The 22075-nt window shown below is 45.1% G+C and carries 22 protein-coding genes and 1 other RNA gene; 10 read left to right on the top strand and 13 right to left on the bottom strand.

The features are described 5' to 3' along the window. Positions 1-41 precede the first annotated feature (41 nt). On the top strand, positions 42-179 hold the full coding sequence (locus MHB43_RS11185) for a hypothetical protein (RefSeq protein WP_017689367.1): 138 nt from the start codon (positions 42-44) through the stop codon (positions 177-179). A gap of 42 nt (positions 180-221) precedes the next feature. On the opposite strand, the gene MHB43_RS11180 is transcribed toward MHB43_RS11185, so the two are convergent. From MHB43_RS11180 to MHB43_RS11170, 3 genes are all read right to left on the bottom strand, one after another. Beyond that, positions 222-1664, bottom strand: a complete 1443-nt coding sequence (locus tag MHB43_RS11180) for a L,D-transpeptidase family protein (protein WP_405131971.1) — start codon at positions 1662-1664, stop codon at positions 222-224. Positions 1665-1883: 219 nt separating this feature from the next. Further along, positions 1884-2126: a ferredoxin gene (locus tag MHB43_RS11175; protein ID WP_017689369.1), complete on the bottom strand. Its 243-nt coding sequence runs from the start codon at positions 2124-2126 to the stop codon at positions 1884-1886. Positions 2127-2243: 117 nt separating this feature from the next. Further along, positions 2244-3545 carry a DNA polymerase IV gene (locus MHB43_RS11170; RefSeq protein ID WP_405132415.1) on the bottom strand — a complete coding sequence of 434 codons (1302 nt, stop codon included), beginning with the start codon at positions 3543-3545 and terminating at the stop codon, positions 2244-2246. Between the two features lie 531 nt (positions 3546-4076). Between MHB43_RS11170 and cimA the strand changes: the two genes are divergently transcribed. Next, on the top strand, positions 4077-5696 hold the full coding sequence (gene cimA, locus MHB43_RS11165; protein WP_405131970.1) for a citramalate synthase: 1620 nt from the start codon (positions 4077-4079) through the stop codon (positions 5694-5696). Positions 5697-5815: 119 nt separating this feature from the next. Here the strand turns inward: cimA and MHB43_RS11160 are convergent, their stop codons facing one another. Beyond that, complete coding sequence (locus MHB43_RS11160; RefSeq protein ID WP_339183846.1) at positions 5816-6367, bottom strand: TlpA disulfide reductase family protein; 552 nt, start codon at positions 6365-6367, stop codon at positions 5816-5818. 226 nt (positions 6368-6593) lie between these two features. Here MHB43_RS11160 and MHB43_RS11155 point away from each other — a divergent pair, with 226 nt between their 5' ends. Next, entirely contained in the window at positions 6594-7085 is a 492-nt protein-coding gene (locus MHB43_RS11155) for a Mov34/MPN/PAD-1 family protein (RefSeq protein WP_339183843.1), read from the top strand. On the opposite strand, the gene MHB43_RS11150 is transcribed toward MHB43_RS11155, so the two are convergent. Genes MHB43_RS11150 through MHB43_RS11140 form a run of 3 tightly spaced genes read right to left on the bottom strand, consistent with a single transcriptional unit; the run spans position 7071 to position 10332 of the window. After that, positions 7071-7808: an exonuclease domain-containing protein gene (locus MHB43_RS11150; protein WP_339183841.1), complete on the bottom strand. Its 738-nt coding sequence runs from the start codon at positions 7806-7808 to the stop codon at positions 7071-7073. The genes MHB43_RS11155 and MHB43_RS11150 overlap by 15 nt on opposite strands. Further along, on the bottom strand, positions 7805-8890 hold the full coding sequence (locus MHB43_RS11145; RefSeq protein ID WP_405132414.1) for a DUF294 nucleotidyltransferase-like domain-containing protein: 1086 nt from the start codon (positions 8888-8890) through the stop codon (positions 7805-7807). The genes MHB43_RS11150 and MHB43_RS11145 overlap by 4 nt, the downstream gene beginning before the upstream one ends. 41 nt (positions 8891-8931) lie before the next feature. After that, entirely contained in the window at positions 8932-10332 is a 1401-nt protein-coding gene (locus MHB43_RS11140) for an ammonium transporter (protein ID WP_221823363.1), read from the bottom strand. Between the two features lie 352 nt (positions 10333-10684). On the opposite strand from MHB43_RS11140, the gene MHB43_RS11135 reads away from it, so the two are divergent. Both MHB43_RS11135 and MHB43_RS11130 read left to right on the top strand, forming a co-directional pair. Beyond that, positions 10685-11113: a MerR family transcriptional regulator gene (locus MHB43_RS11135; RefSeq protein ID WP_076209500.1), complete on the top strand. Its 429-nt coding sequence runs from the start codon at positions 10685-10687 to the stop codon at positions 11111-11113. A gap of 28 nt (positions 11114-11141) precedes the next feature. After that, a complete protein-coding gene (locus MHB43_RS11130; protein WP_036609646.1) occupies positions 11142-11822 on the top strand; it encodes a zinc metallopeptidase in 681 nt (226 codons plus the stop codon). Positions 11823-11866: 44 nt separating this feature from the next. On the opposite strand, the gene MHB43_RS11125 is transcribed toward MHB43_RS11130, so the two are convergent. Together MHB43_RS11125 and MHB43_RS11120 are read right to left on the bottom strand one after the other, a co-directional pair. Beyond that, positions 11867-12778 carry a LysR family transcriptional regulator gene (locus tag MHB43_RS11125; protein WP_036609648.1) on the bottom strand — a complete coding sequence of 304 codons (912 nt, stop codon included), beginning with the start codon at positions 12776-12778 and terminating at the stop codon, positions 11867-11869. Between the two features lie 69 nt (positions 12779-12847). Continuing rightward, complete coding sequence (locus MHB43_RS11120) at positions 12848-13474, bottom strand: rhomboid family intramembrane serine protease (RefSeq protein ID WP_036670140.1); 627 nt, start codon at positions 13472-13474, stop codon at positions 12848-12850. A 148-nt stretch (positions 13475-13622) separates the two neighbouring features. Between MHB43_RS11120 and tpx the strand changes: the two genes are divergently transcribed. Beyond that, the gene (tpx, locus tag MHB43_RS11115) at positions 13623-14141 is read left to right on the top strand and encodes a thiol peroxidase (RefSeq protein WP_036609653.1); all 519 of its coding nucleotides are present in this window, start codon (positions 13623-13625) and stop codon (positions 14139-14141) included. A 72-nt stretch (positions 14142-14213) separates the two neighbouring features. Here tpx and MHB43_RS11110 read toward each other — a convergent pair whose 3' ends face one another. The 4 genes from MHB43_RS11110 to MHB43_RS11095 all read right to left on the bottom strand — a co-directional run bounded on the left by MHB43_RS11110 (position 14214) and on the right by MHB43_RS11095 (position 17657). Next, a complete protein-coding gene (locus MHB43_RS11110) occupies positions 14214-14606 on the bottom strand; it encodes a DUF1499 domain-containing protein (protein ID WP_017689382.1) in 393 nt (130 codons plus the stop codon). A gap of 181 nt (positions 14607-14787) precedes the next feature. Continuing rightward, positions 14788-14979: non-coding RNA, 6S RNA (gene ssrS / locus MHB43_RS11105), on the bottom strand. 51 nt (positions 14980-15030) lie between these two features. Next, entirely contained in the window at positions 15031-15843 is an 813-nt protein-coding gene (locus MHB43_RS11100; protein WP_221823361.1) for a YesL family protein, read from the bottom strand. A 218-nt stretch (positions 15844-16061) separates the two neighbouring features. After that, positions 16062-17657, bottom strand: a complete 1596-nt coding sequence (locus MHB43_RS11095; RefSeq protein ID WP_076209022.1) for a DEAD/DEAH box helicase — start codon at positions 17655-17657, stop codon at positions 16062-16064. Positions 17658-17962: 305 nt separating this feature from the next. Here MHB43_RS11095 and MHB43_RS11090 point away from each other — a divergent pair, with 305 nt between their 5' ends. The 4 genes from MHB43_RS11090 to MHB43_RS11075 all read left to right on the top strand — a co-directional run bounded on the left by MHB43_RS11090 (position 17963) and on the right by MHB43_RS11075 (position 22048). Then, positions 17963-18784 (top strand): YitT family protein, encoded by an 822-nt coding sequence (locus tag MHB43_RS11090; RefSeq protein ID WP_036609659.1) that lies wholly within the window; start codon positions 17963-17965, stop codon positions 18782-18784. Between the two features lie 174 nt (positions 18785-18958). Further along, positions 18959-19147 carry a hypothetical protein gene (locus tag MHB43_RS11085; protein WP_029880762.1) on the top strand — a complete coding sequence of 63 codons (189 nt, stop codon included), beginning with the start codon at positions 18959-18961 and terminating at the stop codon, positions 19145-19147. Between the two features lie 162 nt (positions 19148-19309). Continuing rightward, positions 19310-20491: a putative glycoside hydrolase gene (locus MHB43_RS11080; RefSeq protein WP_405131969.1), complete on the top strand. Its 1182-nt coding sequence runs from the start codon at positions 19310-19312 to the stop codon at positions 20489-20491. 204 nt (positions 20492-20695) lie between these two features. Then, positions 20696-22048 (top strand): MATE family efflux transporter, encoded by a 1353-nt coding sequence (locus MHB43_RS11075; protein WP_405131968.1) that lies wholly within the window; start codon positions 20696-20698, stop codon positions 22046-22048. Positions 22049-22075: the final 27 nt, after the last annotated feature.

The following is a 22075-nucleotide window of genomic DNA, read 5'->3' as shown; positions in this document are numbered from 1 at the left end:
TACTCTACACCAGTTCTATTCCAAATAAGGAGGAATAACTCATGGCTCCCAAACGTAAACCACCTGCATTACAGCAAAAGAAAGAAGAAGTGAATCGCAAAGCCATTGCATGGACTGCAGCCAGTGTAGGCGGCTTGATCATCATCATTGGTGCTCTTATCATTATTGCCAACATGTAGATGATTCAGGCTGAATCCATCTGATTCTACATATCAAACAGATCAATTCAGCCAGTGATACGTTTTGTTCGGATTATTCTGCTTTGGAACAAGTGTATGCTGATAACGCTGCTTTGCTTCTGGAACAAGCGTCAGATCTGGCAGTACATCTTCTCCAATGCGTACCGGAGTGCCTTGCGGAGCAAGAGCGAATAACTCTTCTACATCTCCTGTATGCATTCTCACACATCCAAGGGACTCATCCAGTCCGATACTGTCTGGCTCGTTGGTCCCATGGATGGCATAATTCGTATTCGAGAGCTGCATACCTCTGCTTCCAAACTCACCGTTCGAGCGCCCATTCGGATTAACCACTTTATCTGTGATGACAAATGAACCCTCCGGTGTTCGATCACCGCCAAGTCCCACATCATACATACGAACAATGGTATCCCCACTGATTAATGCAAGTTTATGTTTATCCTTATCAATAACAATCTCCAGCGGTTCCTGCAAAAAAGGCTGACCTCCCAGCGTATCTGCAAAAGCGGCATTGTTGCCTTGAGACGAATTCAAAGATGTTGAACCGCTCTCTTTACCACTCGAATCGTTCTTTCCTTCCTGTGCCTTTCCTTGATGCTGAGCTAACAGCTTCGGAAACATCTCGGTCATCCCTGACGCAGTCTCTCCCAGAATATTGTTCGGAAATGGCTGAGCCATTTGCGTTACACTCTTGGGCCAAACGTCATTTTTTTTGCGATAGGCAACGATTGCACTTGATAATGATGCAGCTGCTTCCTGCTTGGCGGTCCACGCCAAGGCCATCTTTTTGATTTTCGGTGTAATTTCAGGAGGTTCACAGTTACATTGCTTGGCATCATAACTCTGTGCAGTCAATTTCCCGCTTGTATTGGTTTGTACTATGTATTTCACAGGCATATTTCGCTTCCATAAAGACCAGTCATCCGAGGTTTGCATACCCAGTACAGCAGAAGTCTCTACTTTTGGACCAGACCCGGACCAGGCAGCTGCGAGAGCAGCCTCGCCATGATTACCTCCACCAAATGCCGCAGCAGTGAACACATTGCTTGGCGCAATGGATGCAGTCCCAGCCTGTTGATCCGCTTCTACAGGCGCTGCGATATCATCTGTGGATTCCAGTGCTGCTGACAGTGCGTCGGCCGCTTCACGACTGAAACCCGGAGCGTCCGCAGGTGGCAGACCTGCCAGCACAAGCAGCATGAACAACGTAAGCCACATTTTGCGTCTACGTTGTTTTTTCTCTTTTTGCTCAGACATCTCCACCAATTTCTCCTGATAGTCTACCCAGATGTCAGCAGGAGCTTTACTGCGTTCAAATGCCTCGTAAACCTCGCCCGCTTGCTGAAAGCAATAGTTGGCTTTGGCCTCCTGTCCTTCGCCCAAGTACTCCTTTCCGAGCAAGTACCAAGCCATTTTATTGTCTGGATGTTTCTTGACATATGTTCTTAGATGAGTATTTTGCATCCGATCCTCCACTATTTCGCCTTTTTCCGTATATCATTATATATCGGCATAACCAAGCGTTGAATCCATAGGACTTGAGTACCCGGTGGAAAAAAGGGGGTTCGACAATGTTCGTCCTTGATCCATAGTCAGATAATCACAGTTAAATGAATGCAAAAAAAAGCACCTTCCCTTGTCGTTAAGACAAAAGAAGGTGCTTTGTGTTCATAGGAGAAATACTTAGCCTTCTTTATTGAAAGGCTCGTCCGCTACTTTGATTGAATCTGTAGGGCAGCCATCGCATGCATCCTGCATATCATCAAACAAGTCGTCTGGAATAGCTTTAACACCATGGTTAGCATCGCCGTCAAAGATAACTTCTGCCAAACCTTCATCATCATAATCGTAGATGTCTGGAGCCGTTGCTCCACAAGCGCCACATGCGATGCATGTGTCTTTTTCAACCCAAGTATATTTACTCATTTACATTCTCTCCTCCTAAAATTCGAAACGTACAGTGTCTTTATCTAGAAACATATTAATACAAAGTAAGGATAATTACAAATCATTTTGCAACCACAAGTCTCTATTATCCCTTATTTAATCAAGACTTTGCAAGTTATCTTTTTGCAGGGAAGCACCACGCACTTTATGATTGCGAAGCAACACGGAAGGATCGTCTCCAAGCATGCCTGCGGTCACAACAGCATTCTCACCAAATTTATCACGTAACTGATCCATAATCCGAATGAGATTGTCCTTTTTGGGCTTCTGCTCATATTCGAACAAGTCCATCTGCACAGCGGATTCTTCTCTTGGAATCAGGTTCTGAAGTGTCACACCCAGCATGCGTACAGGCTTGCCACTACCCCAATGCTTCTCAAATAGTTTACAGGCCTCACGGTAAATGACCGTTGCATCCTCCGTAGGAACTTCCATTAGACGTGATCGGGTGATTGTCTTCATATCCGGTGTGCGGATTGTAATCTGAATCCCCTGGCTGAACATTTCGTGCTTGCGCAATCTTCTGGCTACCTGGTCACTTATATTGAGGAATACCCGATGAATCTCATTCATATCCGATACATCCGCCGGTAAAGTGGTTGTATGTCCAATGGATTTATTGGCCTCACGTTCCGCGTGAACTGCGGAGTGGTTAATGCCATTGGCGGAATTTTTGAGCCATGTTCCATTAACTCCAAATAGTTCGGTCAACATGTTCTCATCCGACTTTGCCAATTGACCAATCGTTTCAATGCCCAGTTTTTTCAACTTTTCAGCCGTTTTTTTGCCAATGCCAAACATCTCGTTGCATGGTCTGTGCCAAAGAATCCGGGGTACGTCCCTCATGCGTAAAATGGAGATACCATTCGGTTTTTTCAGATCCGAAGCCATTTTTGCCAATAATTTGTTGGGTGCAATGCCAATGGAACATGGCAGTCCCAATTCATCCTTGATTCTACGCTGAATGCTCTCCGCAATCTCCATTGGATTCCCGAATTGCCTTGAACCTGTAATATCAAGATAACATTCATCAATGGATGTAGCCTCAAGTTGAGGCGTATAACTATACGCAATCTGCATGAACGCTCTTGAATATTGACGATACAAATGGAAATCAGGACGAATCACAATGAGATCAGGGCACTTTTTCATGGCTTGGTGGACAACCATACCTGTTGAGATGCCTCGATTACGAGCGGCATATGAGCAGGTTACAATTACACCCTTTCGCAGTTCACTGCTGCCCGCAACGGCCGTTGCTTTTCCTCTATATAAATCTGGTTCCTCGGCTTCATGTACAGAGCAGTAGAAAGCATTCATATCGACATGCAGAATCACCCGTCCGGCTGCAGGGTAATATTGATCCACATTTGCTGGAGGATTGCCGTCTGAAGACATCATGAACCCCCGCCCTTTCTTGCACACTAATTAATGAAACGAATTTCTTTCTTCTATAGTATATCAAACCCGTTATGTTAATTCAGTCACGAACATTTATTTTCTGCGAGATCTGATCAGAGACCGAATAATCAACCAGCCTACACTTACAAAAAGAATCAAAGTGATCAGGGCAATAACTGTATTTTCCCATACAAAACTCAAAATTGTCCCTCCTTTTCTTCCATATATTGAAATTAAAACTTAATAATAGATTATAACATACATCTTGATTATGATTACCATCCTTCTTTTTTCTCTAAAATCCGTTAATTGTTACATGAAACTGCGATTTCTATGTAGCATTTGGCTATAATGGTGCTATAATAATTAATTATACAAATTGACGACATTAGGACAAATCAGCGCATCGAGTTTAACACAGTGTAGCGTTGCCGAATCGAAGGATTCGTCCACTAACGTACTTAACAGCTTTTCCCAACTTACAATCCAAACTTTTAAAAGAGCGCTTTATCTCAAAGGAGGATCTTCATGTCAAAGGCCATTTCCATCTTCGATACGACTTTACGTGACGGCACACAAGGGGAGGGTGTCAGCTTATCGGCAGACGACAAACTCAAAATTGCCAAGAAGCTTGATGACCTGGGTGTCCATTATATTGAAGGCGGAATTCCCGGCAGCAATACCAAGGACATTGAGTTTTTCAAAAGAGTCAAGGAATTAAACCTGAACGCAAAGGTTGTTGCTTTTGGCAGTACCCGCCGAAAAGGCAGTGTTGCTAGTGAAGACGCCAACCTGAAGCGCATGATCGAATCTGGTGCTCAGGCTGCAACCTTGGTCGGTAAATCATGGGACTTCCATGTGCATACCGCTTTGCAGACTACATTGGAAGAAAATTTGTCCATGATCTATGATTCCATCGCATATCTGAAACAGAATGGTATGGAAGTGATCTTTGACGCAGAACACTTCTTTGACGGATTCAAACATAACCCGGAGTATGCTCAAGCAGTCTTGACCAAAGCTCACGAAGCTGGAGCGGACTGGCTCGTTATGTGTGATACCAACGGCGGGACGATGCCAAACGAGGTACACGAGATCGTATCCACACTGCATAGAAGCCTGCCTCATGCACATCTCGGCATCCATACACATAATGATTGTGAACTGGCTGTGGCCAACACACTAAGCGCTGTACAAGCCGGAGCCCGTCAGGTGCAAGGAACGATGAACGGTTATGGAGAGCGTTGCGGTAACGCCAATCTCGCATCCATTATCCCGAACCTGCAACTGAAACTTGGTTATGAATGTGTTACTGAGGATTCCATGAGACAACTTACAAACGTGGCTCGTTATGTTAGCGAGATTGCCAATGTGAATATGCCGATTAATCAGCCTTATGTTGGCAATGCTGCTTTTGCTCACAAAGGTGGAATTCACGTCTCTGCCGTCCTGCGGGATTCACGTACCTATGAACACATCGTGCCTGAACTGGTTGGTAACAAACAACGTGTGCTGGTCTCTGAACTTGCCGGACAAAGTAACATTGTATCCAAAGCACAGGAACTGGGGCTTGAGTTCGATCCAAGCAGTGCCAATTCACGTCAGATTATTGAGAAAATCAAAGACCTGGAACATCAGGGTTACCAGTTCGAAGGTGCAGATGCTTCGCTTGAATTGTTAATTCGTGAAGCGAACGGTGACATGAAAGAATTGTTCACTTTTGAATCATTCAAAATGCTTGTGGAGAAAACGGCAGGCAAATCCGTTGTTTCTGAAGCTTTTGTCAAAGTGAATATCGCTGGAACAAGCGCTTATACCGCTGCTGAGGGCAATGGTCCAGTTAACGCACTCGATAACGCGCTTCGGAAAGCACTGGTGCAATACTTCCCTTCACTTGCCAATATGCACCTCTCGGACTACAAAGTACGTGTACTGGATGAGAAAGATGCCACAGCCGCCAAAGTTCGTGTATTGATCGAATCCAAAAATACGGAGAACACATGGAACACTGTAGGTGTATCCGAGAACGTAATTGAAGCAAGTTGGGAAGCACTCGTACACAGTTTCCGCTATGCTTTGCTTCAAGAAAAATTGCTGGATGAGCCGGGCACACTCCCTATTCCTGCTCATGGGATAAGCAACCACTAAAATGCATGTCCAAAAAAGCTTTTTTTGAACAACCTTTTAACGCTTATTTCCCGGAAAATAAAAAGGAAGCCTCTGTACCCATGATTCATGGATGCAAAGGCTTCTTTCTTTGCAGAAAATTAATTCGCAATTAACTTTTTAATCTTACGCTCCAACTCTTTTTCGGGCAATATGCCCAGAACAATCTCCTGTATAACTCCTCTGGAGTCAATCAGAACATTCGTGGGAAAAGCCACCCCATTGTATTGAGCATACACAGTCCCCTTCTCATCCAAAGGAATAGGGAATGCCAGTTGGTACTCATCCACAAAAGCTTTGGCATCCTTGAGTTTATCGTATGATGTTACATTAACACCGTAGAGGTTAAGCTTATCCTTGTATTTTGCAGCCATTCTATTCAGCTCTGGAGCTTCCTGCTTACACGGCTCACACCAGGATGCCCAGAAACTTACAAACGTGGCCTTATCTTTGGCACCGCCCACACTGTACGTCTTCCCATCCATTGCTGTCAGAGAAAAAGCAGGCGCCAGAAGACCCGCACGTGGTCCCGTCTCTGTAGGCATGGGTTCTTCCTGCTTAAAGACGGCTGCAATGCCGTCACCCTTATTCTGCGCCAGTGCAATACCAACCAGCAACACAACACCAAGGAGTATGTATATGTTTCGTTTCATAACCCGCCACCCTTTTATATAATTAGCATATTGAAACTGAAACCGTAATTTCTGCACATGCTAAGTGTTTATCACGCTCTATGACAGTTCACCAGAACATGATTCCCCAATGTTCTCTTTATTATTGTACCCTTTTCCTTTAAAATTTTACAATCCGCATTACAGAAAATAAAATGAAAAAGGACTCCTGCCTAAGCAGGAGCCAAAGAGAGAGGGGTGAATACAAATGGCAGCACTTCACGGGCAGCAAAACGTCTTCTACATCCCTTCTTCCGTAGAACAAGAGATGTCAAAGCACATGTTCCTTTCGCTGCCACAAGAAGCCTGCGGGGTTATGCTGGGTGAAACCGCAGCGGGCGGTATACGAATCAGTCGGTTTCAGCCCATTCGTAACGTAGCACCTGACCCGCTGCACCATTTTACTCTGGACGATGCCGAATGGATTCGGTGCATATTCTCCGAGCCTAAGCTCATTGGTATCTTCCATTCTCATCCGCAGACAAGGCCTGTTCCTTCCTTAGAGGACATGCAAGCTCTTCCGGCCTTCGCCGGTTTGCTTCAAATGTACCTCATCGGCTCACCTGACCTAACAAGCGGGTTGCGATCTCATATGCAGCTCAACGGTTATAAGATTGAATCCTCGAAGGAATCGCAGGATCCGGCACAACGCGTTGTACCTTCATACAATCTGCTTCCCGTACCGTTATGCGTGACTTAGCTGGGTATACAGATCACCCAAGGTTTCCACATTTTTACGAGTCATGTCCTCCAAGTAGCAGGACCATAACTGCGCAGTCATTTTCGAATCTTCCAGTGCATGGTGACGCCCATAGATCGGAATCCCTCTGGATTCCAGCAATTCATCCAGACCATACCCCGGCCTGCTTGGTTCAAGCCAGCGGGCCAACATCATCGTATCAATTAAACGATGTGTCAGCCTTACTTTTGAAGTCCGCCACAGAGCAGCATTCAGAAAAGCTCGGTCATGCGCACTTGCGTGTGCAATCAGAACATTTCCACCTACAAAAGACATGAAATCATGCAGCCCTTCCAGCAAAGTTGGTGCGTCCAGCGTCATCTCCTGTGTAATACCTGTAAGTTCAGTAATATGTTCCGGAACCGCAGTCTTGGACTGCACCACCGTATAGAACTGTTCTCCTTCCAGAACTACACCACCATGTATACGGACCGCACCAAATGAGAGTATCTCATCCCCATGCTGGGGTGAAAATCCCGTCGTTTCCAGATCAAATACAACTGCGTCCAGCTCATTTAGAGGTGTATGCAAAACCTCAGGTCTGCGTTGTTCTCTCATCATCGAACGGATAAACGCCATGTGTTGCGCCGTAGGGGCTCCCATAATGGAAGCGATGGCGGAAGGAACCCCTCCCTGACGCAGCGAATTCCAGAATCCTGTATTGCCCCTTGCCGGCTCTCTCATGGACGTCTCCTTTCTGCAAAACGCAACTGTCTTTGCAAAGCACGATGCACTCGTCGTACCAATCCGAGCGTATCCCTGAGCTCATAATGAATCTGTTTTTGTTTCATCTGTTTCTCATCTAGGAACCCACTGCTATGTTGCAATTCCCCTTGGATGACAACCGGTGTACTTCTGCGAAATTTCAGAGCGGCTGTGAATGCCCGCTGACAGGCATCCAGTAATGTAAACGGAACAGCTTCAAGCGAAGTCAGTCTCTCCATTCTTTTTAACGTAGATGACTCCTTGATCCCATGTTGCAAAGCCAAATAACGGGCACTGTTCACCAGCGGAATGTACAAACCATACTTGACATCAAATCCGCCTGCATGTTCACCAAATCGTTCTGTGACCACACGTCCAAGTACATTTAATGTAGCTTTATGTTTAACCGTATTGCGAAGAACTGCATCCGAAAGTTCAGGAACCAATCTGAACTGTTCATAAAAAATCGTGATCCATTCCTCCGCCAGACTTTGCTCACCTGCAACAAAACGCATGTCTGAAGCAATAATCAGATTACGAACAGGCTCCCAATTCAGATCCGAGCTCCAATCTGCTAATTGTTGCTTCCATGACGCCAGCGTTTTTCTCCAGAGGGGCTCAGAGCACATGACTTTGCCTTCGCACTTGGCGTAACCAAGTTCTTCCAACATATCCGTCATACGCTGTCCGAGCTGAGCAAAATATTCCTCTTTACCTTCATGCGGAGTATCGCTAATGATCATGCCATTATCCTGATCACTCCATAACGTTGCTTCTTCCCTGCCGGAACTGCCAAATACGATAAAGGCATAGGGGACGGGAGGTTGGCCGAAGCCTTCCTCAACCATCCCCTGAATGCATAACTCTACTGCTTTCCGTGCAATCCGGTCATGCAGTTCATTTACCGTTTGGTACCACTCGATCGGCGACAAGGAAGCGGACAACAATTCCTGGAGCTCGTTCTGTAATATCACACGTGCCTGGCGCAGCTCTTGGGAAGACACCGCACCATCGATTCCCTGATAAGACCAGGAATAGTTTGTATACGAGATGGGTTCCATCATGTCCAGCCTCCTTGAAGCATGATTCAGCATCATTCACTTCAGGAGCTGAACGTACCACCATTGGATTTAGAATCTGCATTTTTCATTTGTTCAGGGTATCCGTAAGTACCGTGCTCACTGATATCCAGACCCATTGTTTCTTCTTCTTCAGTAACACGGATGCCCATGATCGCTTTCATTCCGCCCAGAATAATGAAGGACATTACCAGTACGAAGGCAAAAGCACCTGCCAGACCGAGAAGCTGTACGCCCAATTGGTGGAATCCACCGCCATAGAACAGACCCGCTTGACCTACACCCGCATTCTCGGCAAGTTCAGGAGTAGCGAACAAGCCCGTGGAGATCGCACCCCACATACCAGCAATACCATGCACGGAGAAAGCGTAGATTGGATCGTCAATTCCTTTACGATCGAAGTACTGTGCTGTGAAGAATGTGATGATACCCGCCAAAGCACCGATAACCAGAGCTGCCCAAGGTTCAACGAATGCACATGCTCCTGTAATCGCAACGAGTGCCGCAAGCACACCGTTTAACATGCTAGGAATATCGGACTTACCAAGTACTGCCCATGAGATCAACAGCGCAGCAACACCACCAGCTGCTGCAGCTACGTTAGTAGTTAATGCAACATAACCGAAGAATCCATCCCCCATGGCAGACAATGTACTACCTGGGTTGAATCCGAACCAACCGATCCAGAGGATAATAACCCCGAGTACGGAATACACTTGGTTGTGACCTGGAATGATGTTGGGTTTGCCGTCTTTGTTATATTTACCAATACGTGGTTTCAACAAGATGGTAGCTACCAATGCTGCAGTTGCACCAGTCAAGTGAACAACCGTCGATCCTGCAAAGTCTTGCATACCCAGCTCAGCCAACCAGCCGCCGCCCCATACCCAGTGAGCAACAACCGGATACATGATAATGGTATAAAGAGTACCGAATACAATATATACGCTCATCTTTGCACGTTCAGCCATACCACCGCAGGCAATGGCCAGAGATACCGCCGCAAAAGCGAGGTGGAATACGAATTTAATAGTCAGTGGAACATCGGAGAAAGCCAGTGATTCGAAGGAAGCAGCCATCTTGTCACCACTCAGGAAGAATCCTGTTGTTCCAAAGAAGCTGTTACCATTACCGAAACCAAGACCGAAGCCCAAAGCCCAGAAGGCAATTACTGAAATTCCCAATGTCAGGATGGTCTTACCCGCAATGTGTCCTGCATTCTTCATTCGTGTTGAACCCGCTTCGAGTAAAGCAAATCCCCCTTGCATCAAGAACACGAGTACAACAGCCAAAAACGTAAAGGCTGAGTTCAAACCACTTTGAAGTTCAATGTTAGTCGGGCCCTCCGCAGCCGCAAATGCGCTGACCGGAAAAGCGAACAAAGTAAGCATTACTAACACGGAAACCAACCATTTCTTTCTCATATACCCCACTCCCTCTTATGTTAAGTTTCTTCACATAACGTGAAACTCTTAATGTCATTATAAGCAGAAGAGAGGAAAGTTGACAAGAGTATTTTCATCAAAACTGAAAATTATTTCTGGGAATAAAGTCATACGTCTTTTTCTTGCACTTAAGTACATAATCACATTCTATGAGTACATAGATATAGAAATGCAGTATGCTGATTGCCAAAGCATAACGTTTGACTGTACGGTTAAAGATCATGTATCATACTTATTAGTAAGAAAAATTGGGCGTAGTCTAGAAATTCACAAGTGGAAACTACAATTCCCTACATTTGAACTTGCAAGCGAGGTGAATATCATTGGGGATATGAAACTTTTTCGGATTGGCGAACTTGCCAAGACCGCTGGTGTTAGTGAACGGACGATTGATTATTACACAAAGCTTGGACTAATCTCTCCCGAAGAACGTACACAAAAAAATTATCGTCTCTATAGTAATGAAACTTTAACGAGGCTTGAACGTATTGTACAGATGAAACAAGAGAAGTATAGTCTCGACGAGATTAAGCAATCTCTTGAGAAGTGGCGTCTGGTTAGTACAGAAGAACAAGTTGCCAGCAAATTGACAACGTTGGAGCTTCATGTACAACAACTTGAGCGAGAGGTTAACGAACTCAAACCGCTACTTGGAGAGATGAAACCTGTACAAGCACGTAAAATGATGGCAGGACTCCTCACCAAAAGTGCCGGTACAATGGAGGCACTAAAAATCTTGCTTGAGAACACCATGATGTAGCTTATTCTTAGAAAGCGGAGGAATGAATATGAGTTTTAATAACGGTATGTTCGTATTGATCATTATCGCCTTTTTGCTCTCTTTATGGGCGCAATTTCGCGTTAAAGGTACGTTTAGACGTTGGTCGGAGGTACCGAACCAGAACGGAATGACTGGTTACGATGCCGCTCGCCAGATGCTTGATGCTAACGGCCTGCATGATGTTCCAATTGAACCTGTACGTGGTACACTCTCTGATCACTATGATCCGATTAATCGGGTTGTACGTTTATCGGAACCAGTATATTATGAAAACTCAATCTCAGCTGTTTCGGTAGCGTGTCATGAAGTTGGCCACGCCATTCAGCATAAAGAAAGTTATCCGATGCTGGCACTACGTCACCGGATCTTCCCAATTGTGAACTTTGCATCCGGATTAGCTCCATTCCTGTTGATTGCAGGATTCATCTTCAATGCCATGAACCTTGTAGGTATCGGTATCATCTTCTTCTCCGTAACTGTAGCATTCCAACTCATCACTTTACCGGTTGAGTTCAATGCAAGTAACCGTGCTAGAGAGATTATGGTATCCGAAGGGTACATCCGTAATGAAGAAGAAAAAGGGGTTGCAAAAGTTCTGAATGCCGCAGCCTTGACTTACGTTGCTGCAGCGTTGATTTCGCTGCTTGAGTTGATTCGTTACATCGGAATCTTCAACAGCCGCGATTAATTGGATACTTAATACAACAAAAAACAAAAAACAATACCCCACCGTTAATCGGATGGGGTATTGTTTTGTTGTAAACCGAAATAATCAAGCAAGAATGAACGAAAGGACTGAGCAACCAGCGGCAGTTTATCATGCGCACGATGAATTAACCCGATAGTTCGCGTTACTTTTGGATGGGAGATAGCCACATGTGCCGGTTGCAACGGATTCGTCTGGAATAACGCCATCTCAGGCAGCAGACTGACCCCCATGCCCGCAGCGACCAATCCGCGGATGGTGTCGGTCTCTTCCCCTTCAAAAGCGATCTTGGGTGTAAAACCAGCTTCCAGACAGGCATGCCACACAATAGGACGAAGAGAATAACCTTTGCTAAACAGTACAAATTTATCATCCTTGAGTTGTTCAAGTGCAATTGTCTCTTCACCAGCTAACGGGTGATTAGGAGGAAGGATGGCATGTAATTCTTCCGTGAGTACTATATCTCCATCCACTTGATCATGCTTCTCTGGAAAAGGAGAAATAAATGCCAAGTCTACCTCTCCGGATAACACATCACGAATCAGTGTAGGGAACATCCCCTGCTTGAATCTGAATTTCACGTTGGGGTAACGCTGACGGAAAGCTGCCACCACGGAAGGAATGAGATGTATCCCCAGGCTATGCGGAAATCCAATTCGAATCTCTCCATGCTCCGGGTCCAGAAACTCATGAACTTCCCCGACTGCCTTGTCCAAATCTTTCAAGATACCTTCAATTCGTTTGCAAAAAAGCTGCCCTACTGCAGTCAACTGCAGATTTCGCCCCTTTTGCATAAAAAGGTCCACGCCCAGTTCTTCTTCCAGCTGATGAATCTGACGACTCACCGCCGACTGTGCCACATGCAACTCTTCAGCAGCCTGTGTTACATGTTCCTTCTGTGCCACTTTCAAAAAGTAATGCAACTGTCTTAATTCCACTCGCCTGATCGCTCCAATCTGTTATACCCTACTTATCATTGATTGCATTCCATCTTGAGAACGTTCTGACTACCGCTTTAAGCTACGGGGTTTCCACAATCTGATCAACAGTCCGTAAATAAAGAATCCACCCAACAATCCGCCCAGGTGAGCCATCCAGTTGATGCCCGACATGGCAAAGGAGAATATGATCCCGAATAAAAGCAATGTGTACATCGTTTTGCGCGAAGCCTCGTCCATCATCGTTCGCTGGAACAGCGCTACATACAGGAATGCACCATAGACGGCATAAATCGCTCCTGAAGCACCTACCGAGATGGTAATACTCCCAACCGAGTTGTACCACGCTACAGCAAGAATATTACCCAATACACCGCCACCCAGGTACAATACACCATACCTTACCGACCCGAGCAACCGCTCCATCGGTGGAGCAAATACAATTAACGCAAAGCTGTTAAACAATAAATGACCGAAGCCCGCATGCAGGAACATGGATGTAATGTAACGCCACCATTCATGCGCGAACAGTTCATGATTCGTAAGTGCCCCGAATTTCAGCAGCACCATATTGTTCGTTGATCCACCGTTCACCGTTAACACAATAAACATGACTACATTGGCAATTAAAAAAAGCGACGTCAAAGGGAAATACTTCAAATAACCTTTCCAGTTCTCATAGCGAATAAATATCATAAATTTCTTCTTTCACTCCACCCTGTTCAGATCGGACTTACATCTCTGATCCATCGTAATGGTACATGTCCGAATTGGACAATGCCTTTCATAAAAGATTATAATGGATTTTGGCACGGATCACCAATTTATAAGGAGGAACATTATTATGACACAAGAACGTACAGGCGCAGCCACATTTAAAGGCAACCCTATTACATTGATCGGACCCGAACTGAAAGTGGGCGATCAAGCACCTGATTTTACACTGAGCAAGAACCTGGTTGAAGATGCTTCTCTGAAAGACTTCGCAGGCAAAATCAAATTAATCAGCGTTGTTCCTTCCCTGGATACTGGCGTATGCGATGCGCAAACTCGTCGTTTCAACGTGGAAGCTGGAGAACTCGGAGACAATGTTGTTGTCTTGACAGTAAGCGTTGACCTTCCGTTCGCTCAGGCCCGTTGGTGTGGAGCAGCTGGTGTTGACCGCGTAGTTACATTGTCAGACTACAAAACACGTTCTTTCGGTGAAGACTACGGCGTTCTGATCAAAGAATTCCAACTCGACATGCGCTCCATTTTTGTTCTGGATGCCGAAGACCGGATTACATATGTGGAGTATCTGCCTGAAATGACAGACTCCCCTAACTTCGAACAAGCGATTGCAGCTGTAAAAGCTTTGCTGTAGAAGTAATCATACGTTCAGAACAAAAGCGAGGAAGGTTAACCTTCTCTCGCTTTTTGTTATTTATCATCTATTTCAATCATTTGCTTTATACTTGCTTAGCTTCTTATCCAGTACAGAGAATAAGTTCATGATCGTGCGATAGTTAGAACCCAAGTCTCCAAGCGAACCACGTGAAGCTGAATACATATCCACCGCACTGCGAACAGGACTTACTGAGATAATGGAAACAGTAATATCCATCGTCCGTCCAAAGGTAGTCCGCTTCTCCAGAATAACTTCTCCAACAGAAGGCACTTCATGCAGCACTTTATAACCCGGAATCTTTTTGAGTGTCGAAGAGACCTCTTCCCAGGCTCTGTCTTTGGATAAGTTATAATACCGTGTTTTTAATTTGGGATCCTTGGCTCGATCGCTGGTCCCCTCCATGCTGCGGATGATACCGACGAGCGTTCTCTTTAAGGTCAAGACCCTTCCTCCTTTGATTGTAACCGTTCCATTTATGTATCTTAGTGTAACATTGTTCAAGTAGTAACAAAAGGGCAAGCATCATATTTATCATAAAACCAATCAAAAACATTCATCACAACTTAAAAACACCCTGAAATTCCTTCTGAAGAGGAAAAGTCAGGGTGCTGTACATAAAATTTAGGAACCCGCCTATGCCGTCCGGCTACATTGTCTTATGAACCTGCTTGGCAGGTGGGTGACCGCAAAAATGCTTTTTGAAGTCCCCATGTCGTATAGACAGGGCTTTTCAGCAACATTCTGTGTTGATCTCCCGAAGACATCATCATTGGTTCAAAACAACGAATAACCGAAACGTACATCGCAGGATGTACAATTATTATATCCCTAACTGTGTAAAAAGTAAATGGCGATCCATCATGTTTTATTTGTGCAATGTAATGTTTTTGTCGTCTGATGGCTCAGATGTTTCACCATTCTCTGCTGATTGTTCAGCCAGCGCAGCAGCTTCCTCTTCTTCCTTCTTGAGTTGCATCTTCTCCATCTGCTCCTGCATCTTGTTGAAGGTTGCGTAGAAGTTAAAGAAAGCGAACCAAGCAATGATGCTGATAATGAAGAAAACGAACAAAACCGGATAACGGAAACCGATGTAGAACAGCAATCCACTTCCCAGCAATGTGGAAAATACACGGAATGGTCTGATCAGCGTAAGCAATACCGCGTTTTTGATAATGAGTCCGATGGACATATGATAGTGTACAACCATCGAGAAAAAGTTAAAGAGTGATACAAATAACAAGAGAAGCAGTACTAACATGATGATTCCTACGAGCTGCATATTGCGGAACTGCGTCATGTACACGGTATAATCCAGATACATAATCGCGAACAGCAGTGTGTAAAAAATGCCCCCAATTAAACTTTGCTTGTAGTTTTCCTTGTAACCTACAAAGAAAGTACGGAAGATCGGTACATCCGTATCGCCCATATTCCATTTACGAACAACCGTAAACAGCGCCGAAGTCGCCGGGAACAGTGTAAGCGGTGCCACAATAGCTATAGCCCAGTTCATTTGCAATGATTCATTTGCGAGGTTCTGCTGCATCACGAGCAGTTTCATAATCAAGAAAAACAAGAACGGAGACGAACAAATAGCCCACAACAGATTGGTTGCGGCCAGTCTCGTAATCCACTCTGTAAGCCGGTAGATCCCACCCATAGCTCCTTTAAATTCCAAACATTTCTCCTCCTCTGCAGCCTTGCGTATTACCTGAAGTCTAATATTAATATACCTTATTATATATAGGAAAAGCCAGCACTTCCCGAAAACAGATCGTCATTACCCTTAGCTAGCGCTTCTGACCGCTTCTGATAGTAAAATAAAATGATGCAGTCACTTTGAAAATAAAAAAATGGAGCAGTTGCCCGCTCCATTTTTCAGATCATACGTTTATATTACTCGAATGAAGAATCTTTCGCTGGACGACGTCCTTCGTTGCTGCTTGGACGCGGTTTGCGGTCACGGTTGTAACCACCTTCTCTGCTTCCACCGCCAGTGCTGCTGCCGCTGTTACGATCACGGTTGTAACCGCCGCGTCCGCCACCACTGCTGTTGCGATCGCGGTTGTAACCACCACCACTGCCGCCGCTACCACTTGTGCGGTTACCGCTGTAACCTGATGGTTTACGTCCGCCAGAGCGAACATCCGGTTTACGACGTTTTGCACGGATTGGATCTTCAGGAGTCAGATCAACTTGAGCATCTTTCTTGTCACCTGTCAGGAGCTTCAGTGCAGCCGACAACAGTTGAACAGAATCATACTGCTCAAGCATTTGAATCGCGATACCTTTGTATTCGTTCAGTTCGCCTGATTGTACGATTTCCAGCAAGCGCTCTGCTGTCAAACGTTGTTTACCTTCAACCGCTTCTGCCATTGTTGGCAGTGGTTTACGTGGAATACGGTGACGTGTTACACGCTCGATGAAATGCAAGTGATCAATCTCACGCGGTGTAACGAAGGACCAAGCAGCACCCTCTTTACCCGCACGACCTGTACGACCGATACGGTGAACATAACTCTCCGGATCTTGCGGAAGGTCAAAGTTAACAACGTGGGTTACGCCAGATACGTCGAGACCACGTGCAGCTACGTCTGTTGCAACGAGTACGTCAATGCTGCCGTCACGGAACTTACGCATTACCGCATCACGTTGATTCTGGGACAAGTCACCATGAAGACCGTCTGCAGAATATCCACGTTTTTGCAAAGCTTCAGCCAATTCGTCAACACGACGTTTTGTACGTCCGAATACGATCGCCAGTTCAGGAGATTCCATATCCAACAAACGGCTCAATGCTTCGAATTTTTGACGCTCAGGTACTTCGATATAGGATTGGTCAATCAATGGTGCACTAACATGTTTCGGAATCACAGAAATGTGTTCAGGATTGTTCAAGAATTGTTGTGCCAATTTTTGAATGTTAGGAGGCATTGTTGCTGAGAACAGCATGGTTTGGCGCTCGTCTGGAACTTGTTTCAGGATGGATTGGATATCCTCCATGAAACCCATGTCAAGCATTTCATCTGCTTCATCCAGTACAACAGTTTGTACATCATCTAGTTTGATTGTTTTGCGGTTGATGTGGTCAAGGAGACGTCCAGGTGTACCAATGATGATCTGTGGTTTTCTTTTCAGTGCACGGATTTGACGCACGATATCTTGTCCGCCGTAGATTGGCAGGGAGCGAAGACCTTTGAAGCGAGTAAGTTTTTCGATCTCTTCAGCAACTTGAATTGCAAGTTCACGTGTAGGTGCCATAATAAGGGCGCGGATTTTCTCGTCACTTTTTGAGATTTTGCTGATCAACGGAATACCGAATGCAGCTGTTTTACCCGTACCTGTTTGAGCTTGACCAATCAAATCTCTGCCTTCGAGTGCCAAAGGAATCGCTTTGGATTGGATCGGTGTTGCTTCTTCAAACCCGAGCTCAGTGATGGCTTGCAGCACCAGTGGTTCAAGATTGAAATCTGTAAAGTTTAAATTTGTCAAAATTATTCATGCTCCTTTTATATGGTGGACATGGTGGACAATCCACTTTGTTGTCTGTATTCTTAAGTAGCGTTAATATTTATAGGGTATCCCAACGGGACGAATTATTTTCACTAACGAATATAATTCCATGAATGGGTCCCCAACATAAGACTAAAACTACATACATGTGTTTGAAACATTTCAAAATTTTATTGCTCCATTTAGGAAAAGTTTCCTACTCAAGAATATCCACAAATTATTATATCACAAAACAATTCAAGATTACCAGCAATCTGGTTTTAAATATAAATGAGGTGATTAAATTGCCCAAAATAATTTGGCACTCTTTAGTGATCATTTTGGGTGCTGCAGCTATTGCCTGCGGCTTTAACTGGTTTTTGGTCCCCCATCAGCTTTTAAGCGGCGGGGTGTCCGGTATTTCAATGCTTCTGGGTTATTTTACAACGTTGAATCTTAGTATAATGTATTTTGTTCTTAACATTCCCCTGCTCATTGCAGGTTGGTTTATTCTTGGACGACGCTTCATTACATTAAGTATTCTTTCGGTAGCAGCCACCTCCTGGTTCATTGCGCTTCTGCCTGTTTTTGCTGTGGCTACAGACCCTTTACTTAGTTCTGTATTTGGCGGTGTGCTTATTGGAATGGGCACAGGCGTTTCCTTCCGAGTCGGCGGCTCCACAGGAGGACTCGACATTGTTGGGTCTATTTTCACGCGAAAACGAGACTTTCCGATTGGTACAGTGATGGCAGGCATGAACGGTACGATCATTATGCTTGCAGGATACCTGAGTGACAATTGGAATACAGCCTTGGCCTCGATGGTATCCATCTACATTACAGGCAAAGTGCTCGATCTGATCCATATCAGTCACGTCAAAGTAACACTGTACATCATTACTAACGAAACCGAAGCCATGTTAAAAAAATTACTTGTTCGGCCTCGTGGAGTTACCAAAATTAAGACTCAGGGAGCATACACGGATATTGAAAAGGACATGCTCATGACCGTAACCACCCGCTATGAGTTGGTTGAAATTAAACGTATTATCAAGGATACTGATCCAAACGCTTTTGTTAACATTGTGGAAACGGTTGGTGTTATGGGCTCATTCCGCAGAAGTTGAGACACCTGTACGGTTAACAATTCACAACATTGTGGTATAATAACGGTGTACGGCTCCTAAATATGTTGTATAGCAGGTTCAACCCTTCAATTTCACAGGCCATATGCTTTCCCGAATCGCGCCGAATGACTTACCATTTTGGAATTCGAGTAGGAAAGGGTGATTATTGTGGATATGGAAACGGTAAAACTGTTTGAGATCGTCAACAGATGGTGCCCGGAAATGCTCCCTTTCTTGAAACCGAATGAACTCGACTCACTGATTGTCCTCCGGGATGGGCTGGGCATCCTGGAACAGGGAGACGCAATGGAAATCATTCAGTACAGTATTTGTGAGCATCAAAATGAGATTTACATTCAATAATTTTTTCAGATTGATCACGCCGCTTCTTGCAGGGGATTTCCTCAGCAGGAAGCGGTTTTCATTTTTTCCATGTGTTTCATTACTTGATTAATATGGTTAAAAGCCCAGAGGCTTTAATGTATAATTCATACATGGAATGCACACATAAGGGAGTGGAAATGAATGAACATGTTTTGGGCTTTACTGGCTATGGCCTTTGGAGGCTTTGGTGTTGCTCCGGCAGTGGCAGATCAGGGAAATCCTCAATTCCAATCGTTAACCAACAGTTTTAACACTGCAATTATCCAATCTCAAAAAGATCAGGTTGTTATCGATGCCGATAATCCACCTGCTAAAACAGACCCACAACCTGATGCCCCCGTGGTCAAAGGTATCTATGTAACGGCATACAGTGCCGGCGGCGCACGCATGAAAGAATTGCTGGAACTGACAGACAGTACAGAACTGAATGCCATGGTCATTGATATCAAAGACGATCTCGGATACATAACTTATCCCACAGAAAACAAAGCGCTTCAGAAAATGGGTAAATCGCAACCTTTTATTCGGGATATCGATGCCTTGATGAAACGATTGCAAAAACATGAGGTCTACCCGATTGCACGTGTCGTTGTATTCAAAGACACAATTCTTGCGAAGAAGAATCCAGAGCTTTCTTTCCGCAACAAGGATGGCTCGGTTTGGGCGAATGGCAAAGGCGACAGCTTCGTGAATCCATACAGCAAGGAAGTATGGGACTATAATATCGAAATCGCCAAGGAAGCGGCCAAGCTTGGATTCAAAGAGATTCAATTTGACTACGTTCGTTTCCCGGAAGGTTTCGAAACTCGTGCTGATGTACTCAAATACACCAAATCTGACAAGTCCCGGGTCGATGTTGTAGCTGAATTCGTGCAATATGCACGCAAAGAGCTGGCACCGTTAGGTGTGCGTGTCTCGGTTGATATTTTCGGTTATGCAGCTTCCGTACCTGCGGCTGAAGGCATTGGACAGGATTTTGTTAAAATATCCGAAAATGTGGACGTCATCTCACCGATGGTATACCCTAGTCACTATTCTACTGGCTGGTATGGGGTCAAGGACCCTGACAAAGATCCTTACACAACCATCAAGGGTTCAATGGAAGATACACACAAGAAACTGGACCCTACCAAAGAACTCAAACCCGTCATTCGTCCGTGGATCCAGGACTTCACAGCAAGCTGGCTGGGCAGTGGGCATTATGTCAAGTATGGCAAGAAACAAGTGGAAGACCAGATTAGAGCGATGAAAGACATGGATGTGCATGAATATCTGCTCTGGAATGCGTCCAACCGTTATACATCAGGTGTACAATATAAGTAATCCGCACTCTTTCATACTTCTCATTTCATCCAACCTCGTTCTGCTTGAAGCGGAGCGAGGTTTTTTTGGTGTTCATTTTTCTCTTCCTGCCCTACTCTGCTTCTGTCCCTATCCAAAACGGACAAAATCCACTACAATGTATAGCTGTCCAGACATGACACTTGGATGATATCTCTTAAGAATAGCGAGGCACTGCCAGTGAACATGAATACAACAAGTTTTTCCCAAAAAGTGAAGCAATTCCTGATTATATTTTTGCCCATCTTCACCACTCAAATCGCCCTCTCTGCCATGTCGTTCTTTGACACCAATATGTCAGGCAAGTTTTCTCCGGCCGACCTTGCAGGAGTTGCGATTGGCACAAGTCTATGGATGCCCGTTCAAACTGGACTAAGCGGGATCCTAATCGGTATTACACCTGTCGTTTCCCATCTGTTAGGTTCCAAACGTAATGATCAGATCGGGTATAACGTCATCCAGGCGCTGTATCTTGGAATTGCTGTCAGTCTCGTTGTTATTGGAGCCGGGGCGTTGTTACTTGGCCCTATACTGAACGGAATGCCTTTGGAACCTCGGGTTGCCCAAGTCGCCTTCTATTTTCTGTGCGCACTTGCTTTTGGCATTATCCCACTCTTCGGATATACGGTGCTGCGTAGCTTCATGGATGCACTTGGCCAGACACGGACTACGATGTTCATTACGTTGGTCTCCCTGCCCGTTAACATCTTACTGAATTATCTGCTGATATTCGGCCGCTTGGGTTTCCCCCAATTGGGCGGTGTTGGTGCCGGTGTGGCTACAGCATGTACATACTGGCTGATCTTTCTTATTAGTCTCTTTTTTGTCCATCGGGTCGAACCTTTCGCCCAGTATGGCATTTTCCGTCAATGGACCCGTGTCTCATTGTCCAAATGGAAAGAGTTACTCAAGATTGGAGTGCCCATCGGATTTGCGACTTTTTTCGAAACGTCCATCTTTGCTGCTGTGACTTTAATGATGAGCCGTTTCGATACCACAACAATTGCTGCACACCAGGCGGCGCTGAATTTCGCTTCTACGCTCTACATGCTGCCTGTCAGTATATGTATGGCTCTTACGATCCTTGTGGGCTTTGAGGCAGGTGCCGGGCGTCTGAGAGACGCCAAACAATACAGCCTGCTCGGAATAGGTGGGGCCATTGGGCTATCACTGCTGACAGCGATCGTGTTGATTGTGTTCGGCGAACAGATTGCAGGCGTGTATTCAAACGATCGAGAGGTCATTGCACTTACGCAGCATTTCCTCATCTACGCCATTTTCTTTCAGATCTCAGATGCAATTGCTACACCAACCCAAGGAGCACTACGTGGCTATAAAGATGTTAATCCGGCATTGATCATTACGTTTGTAGCGTATTGGATTATTGGGTTGCCTGTAGGTTATCTAACTGCTACGTATACTTCACTCGGTGCCTTCGGATACTGGATCGGCCTTATTGCCGGCCTTGCTGTAGGAGCAACAGCGCTTCTCTGGAGACTCTTTCGGGTACAAAAACAAGCCGCACTCCGCAAGGCGTAACATTGATATACTCACTCCGTGAAACAA

Origin of the sequence: Paenibacillus sp. FSL H8-0317, assembly GCF_045040685.1 — a bacterium.
Classification (GTDB): domain Bacteria; phylum Bacillota; class Bacilli; order Paenibacillales; family Paenibacillaceae; genus Paenibacillus.
Note: the sequence above shows the minus strand (reverse complement) of the source record. Positions and strands in the feature narration are given on the sequence as shown.